This window comes from Pantoea sp. FN0302, from assembly GCF_050113775.1.
Lineage (GTDB): Bacteria > Pseudomonadota > Gammaproteobacteria > Enterobacterales > Enterobacteriaceae > Mixta > Mixta alhagi.
Map to the genome: position 1 here is coordinate 1 of NZ_JBNJSM010000014.1, position 4735 is coordinate 4735.

4 protein-coding genes are annotated in these 4735 nt (G+C 43.4%); 3 read left to right on the forward strand and 1 reads right to left on the reverse strand.

Annotated features, from left to right (window positions below):
* The first annotated feature begins 474 nt into the window (after nucleotides 1-474).
* The 3 genes from ACQE32_RS19770 (at nucleotide 475) to ACQE32_RS19780 (ending at nucleotide 2739) form a co-directional block, all read left to right on the forward strand.
* Entirely contained in the window at nucleotides 475-1011 is a 537-nt protein-coding gene (locus ACQE32_RS19770) for a hypothetical protein (RefSeq protein ID WP_427022316.1), read from the forward strand.
* A 51-nt stretch (nucleotides 1012-1062) separates the two neighbouring features.
* Complete coding sequence (locus ACQE32_RS19775; protein WP_426973437.1) at nucleotides 1063-1404, forward strand: hypothetical protein; 342 nt, start codon at nucleotides 1063-1065, stop codon at nucleotides 1402-1404.
* A gap of 603 nt (nucleotides 1405-2007) precedes the next feature.
* Nucleotides 2008-2739 (forward strand): hypothetical protein, encoded by a 732-nt coding sequence (locus tag ACQE32_RS19780; protein WP_427022317.1) that lies wholly within the window; start codon nucleotides 2008-2010, stop codon nucleotides 2737-2739.
* Nucleotides 2740-2976: 237 nt separating this feature from the next.
* Here ACQE32_RS19780 and ACQE32_RS19785 read toward each other — a convergent pair whose 3' ends face one another.
* Nucleotides 2977-3492: a hypothetical protein gene (locus tag ACQE32_RS19785; protein WP_427022318.1), complete on the reverse strand. Its 516-nt coding sequence runs from the start codon at nucleotides 3490-3492 to the stop codon at nucleotides 2977-2979.
* Nucleotides 3493-4735: the final 1243 nt, after the last annotated feature.

The following is a 4735-nucleotide window of genomic DNA, read 5'->3' on the forward strand; positions in this document are numbered from 1 at the left end:
CATCGCTGCACGCTGCTAACCCTCGTTAAATCGTTCCCCCTGAGCGTGGGTTATGCCATGCCTGACGGCTTGGCCAACGCCTCACGGCCGCGCAGTAAACTGCGCACCCGTTCACCGTTATCGGGGAAGTTAATCACCGAAAATCCGCCTTTAGTGCCAGCATCCGCCCGAAATCGGCTGCTATTCACTCGTATGCATAGCCATGCAGGCGCACAGAAATCATCAGGGGCGTTTTTCAAGGTTCTGGACAGGGAAAGGTACCGGAAATAGCCCTCAGGCCGCAGAATCGCGCTGAGGGCCTCTGAGGCGGTGCGGGCAAACGATGTTATGGTAAATCCTAGTGGTATTCAGTTTCGCTAAGAGCATCGCATTCCTACAGATCTAAAAAATACTTACGAATACTTTATATATAGTATTGTTGACTTTGTATTTCATAAGTATATAGTGTGCTTCATACTTTCAAAGGAGATGCACATGAATGATTCGGCTGTAGTGGTTTTTACCGCACGTGGTTTTGACCGTTTGTTAAGTGATGGAGGCTCTAGCTCATGGGTTCTTAACGAGAAGCGCGCCTCTCGCTGCAAGTACGTCGTCTGTGTACAGAATAGAGATCCTGCTGATAATCATAATAATGACTGGGGAAGTGTCTCTGACCCTCATAAAAACGCATTTTTCATCGGCAAAATCTCCGATGTTGTTGTTTCCCCAGAGTGGGATGGGTCACGTCCAACAAGGTGGCTGATTAAAGTTAGTGAGTATGCAAAGGTTGCATACCCTAACATGTGGGATGGAGCAAGGAACCCCGTTGCTTACTCATCATTAACTGATTTAGGTATTGATGAAAATTCATTAAATTTCAAAGGAATGCCAGATGTTGACGTTAAGTCTCCAAAAGTCGTACAGGAAGAAGAATCTTACCCAGATGGAATCTCTATTCAGCAAGCTAAGATACTTTTATCTAGAAAGTATGAGGTTTCCGAAGAAAGTATAGAGATAATTATCCGGGCGTAACCACATCTTTCTTTTTGGCTTAGGACATCGTTTAAATTGGTTGGAGGTTGTATGGATAAGGCATGGGGCGGTAATTTTCGCGAAATTCCGTTAGATCACTTCGAAAAAATGAAGTCAAAAGCACGTGCGCTAGCTGAGGTGAAAAGAAGCCCTTCCGATGCAAAAGCGAATGATAAAAACACTTTCATCCGCATCGGGATGTCGGGCACTGGCGTCAGGCCTAACTATCAGGTTGAACTCCCAAATGGTTTTGTCATAGCAATTAACGGGATAAACCATGAAAGGTTTGGTGTAGAAGAATTTGATAAACAATGGGTTTCTAAGGCTTATAGCATCGAGGAGCTGAACAACATGCGCATGTTTGGCGGAAATTTAGAAACTGAGAGCGCTTAGCTAAACCTACTATCCGATTCCCGCTTGGCTACAGTTGGGCGGCGGGATGTTATGGTAGATCTACATGCTAGTAAGGCTTAAGGGAGGAAGGCCAGTGAACTCTGGTTTTCATTCAGATTACGTCAGAATGAGGTACTGGGTAGGTTAGTGGTCGGAATTTCATGCTAAAAGCAGTTCTAACATAGAAAAAATCCTATCGTAAGGAAGAATTTTATGGATTTTTAGTATGTTTTTTATTCTTATACCTCTATCTAAATCTAAAAAGAATACGGAGACACTATGGCCATTACCTCTACAGGGTCTATTACACTACCTCATTCATGCCCATGCCCTCACTATAGCTGCAATACAGAGGCTAATACCTTTGAACAGCTCGATTCTCTTTTTGGTTTCAGAACCATTAAAGGAGCCAATGGAAAGAAAGTTCGTTCTCAAAGTTGGTGTCGTGAGTGTAGAAAGACTGCATTGAGAGAAAAAAGAGAAATGGATTGATTTTTTAGTTGTATGGATGCATTTATAAAATTACGGTGAGTGCTGCTCACTGTCGGGATATCCCGAAAGATTAGTATAACAAAGTTACATATTTAACCAATGGGTGAAGGAATGGCCAATTATGTTTCAGGCAATATAATTTCTCAATCATATGTGCATGTTAATCCAAAGTGGTTGTCGGGGGTTAGTGCACAAGAAAAGAAAGACCGAATTGCAGAAATAGAAGCGGAAATAACTAATTTTGCGAAAAGTCGCATTCCTTTTTTTATTGGCCATGATGTTCATATAGAAGTTGAGTTTACTGAAGGCTCAATTAAAGCAAAAATAACAGCTTATGGTAAGATACTGCCTATCTTAGGTGGACTAGTTATTGCGTATCCCCAGTTTAGTGAAGGTGTCAGGACTGCTGTGAAAGACGCTCATGATCTTGGCTCTTACATCAACTCAGAACTTTTGTTCCAGACTGGAGCCAAATATAAGTCTGAGAGAAAGTCTGTTGAAGCAAGGTTAGGCGTTTTTGGCGTAATGGATAGAGTTAACAGTAAAATAAATGAAATTGGAAGCATAAAGAATAGTAAAAATAGCTCTCCAACAGCCGCATACAAAAAAATGCTTTTACTACATGATGATATTTTAACTTCAATTGATAAAATATCATCAAACGCTATAGATAATACAGATGCTGATACTGCCGCTAGTATGTGGTTAGATGGGGTTTCTAGCTTGAGCTTAGGTCGCTCTCACTTTAAGTTCAATAATGTTGGTGATGAAAATTCATATAAATTATTGCTTGAAGAGCGAAAAAGAATTGTTGAGTTTCTGAGGAAATATAAAACTAAATAGCATTATATTTTGGACGGAACTCTAGAGAATTAAATATGATAGATTTCTTTGGGTCACTAATACTTAGCGGCTTATTACAGCAGCTATCACAGCCTAAATTATGTTGATTGCAAAAGCAGCCTGCAGAACTTACTATCCTTTGACATTGGTGACGGGTTCGTCAACAATCTACCAAAGCTAAATCAACTAACAGAGGTGCAAAATGTTCAAGGATATTGGCCCAGGCCCAGTAGTTTTTTAACTAACACCTTGTTTAGACTGGAGGAGTTTCAAAAGCTTGAAACCCTCCTGATAGCTTTGCTTCAAATCTTCCAACAACCCCTCAAGCATCGCAATCTGCCGTTCTCTCGATATTTCCTTGTATCTGTCTGAATTTATAGACTCGATAAATTTTATGAGCGATTTTGTGTTGCTATAAAATCCTACTATTTCTGCAACTAAGTCCTTAGGCATTAACCACTTTTCATCTTTCCAGTCTATATGGTCTTCTAACCCCTCGTTATAACTAACCCAAGGCATATACTCGTTTTCGCTTTTTGCCTTGTTTATAGCTAATTGGAAAGGAATCAAAAAGTTATCCACTTTTTGAACGCGGGCGCTTACATCAACAATCAGAATCTTTATAAGGTTTTTTTTTGTTCTTTTAGTGATCAAGAAATCTCTAATGGTTGGCGCTAAAAAGGCCAAGATTGCAGCAATTACAGCTCCGATTATTCTTGGATCACTCATTAGAGACGCTTGTTCAGGGGGCATTTCCAGCAACCTTGTTTAGGCAGAAGGGCGAGAATTGACGATGTGTTGTTATAAAGCGTAAGCTAGCAAACGAAAAAACCGCCCTGCAAGGCGGTTTTTTCGAAGGATCAGAAACCTGCAAGTTTCTGAACCGAGGTAACAGTCTTGTGCGAGACATGTCACCAAATCTGTCATTCCAGTGTAGCCGTAGACTGGCTTCCACTTCAAGAGTTCTCAGAATATCTCTCGCACATCTCTGTTACCAATGGCTACCGCCAGTGGCGATTCGTCGTGTCTGTCAGGGTTGGAATCAAGAGAAAAGTTACCTGAAAAGGCGCGGTAGTCGGGTTGAACGGGGAGTTCGTGCATACAGCCCAGCTTGGAGCGAACCACCTACAAGGAACCCAGTTGCACGGGTAGGAATGAGAAAACGCCACCTTACGGCGGTCTGCAACGGGTAAACCTCATGGTGGGAACAGGAGAGCGCACGAGGGAGCGACCCATCGGAAACGGTGGGGATCTTTAAGTCCTGTCGGGTTTCGCCCCTTCTGATTTGAGCACCGGAAATCGCCTGATTTCTGAGAAGCTCGTCAGGAGGGCGAAGCCTATGGAAAACCGGCAACCTTCAAGCTGCTCCTCACACTTCATATCTCCATGTCTTTTGATTGATCCCGTAACGTTCGCCGCAGAGTCATGACCGAATGCAGTGAGCGAATGACCGAGGAAGCGTAATTTCTCCGTTGTCCATTCAGGCTCCTGTCGCTCGGTACCATCATATTTCACCACTTACGTCTTCTGCATGAACTTATGCGGACGGACAGGAAATGTTTTGTCATTACCGCCGCTCCGCGCCGGCGACAAAACAGCGGGACAAGATGTGTTTTTGGAGTACCGCCCGGACTCCAAAACGCTATGATCAGGATCCGCCCGATACCTTTAGCGACCAGTGTTTGCCATCTGTCTTTAATCTGTTTGCTATGTGTTCTGAATCTGTTTGCTAGGTGTTTGCAATGTATCCCGAATCTGTTTGCTAAGTGTTTATAACCTGCTTTCTCCCTGATTTATTGCTGTATAACCAAGGCACGTTAGCGATGTATACATCGCCGCGCCGCAAGGGTGCCCCTTCCGAATCCCGATCATCGCTGCACGCTGCTAACCCTCGTTAAATCGTTCCCCCTGAGCGTGGGTTATGCCATGCCTGACGGCTTGGCCAACGCCTCACGGCCGCGCAGTAAACTGCGCACCCGTTCACCGTTATCGGGGA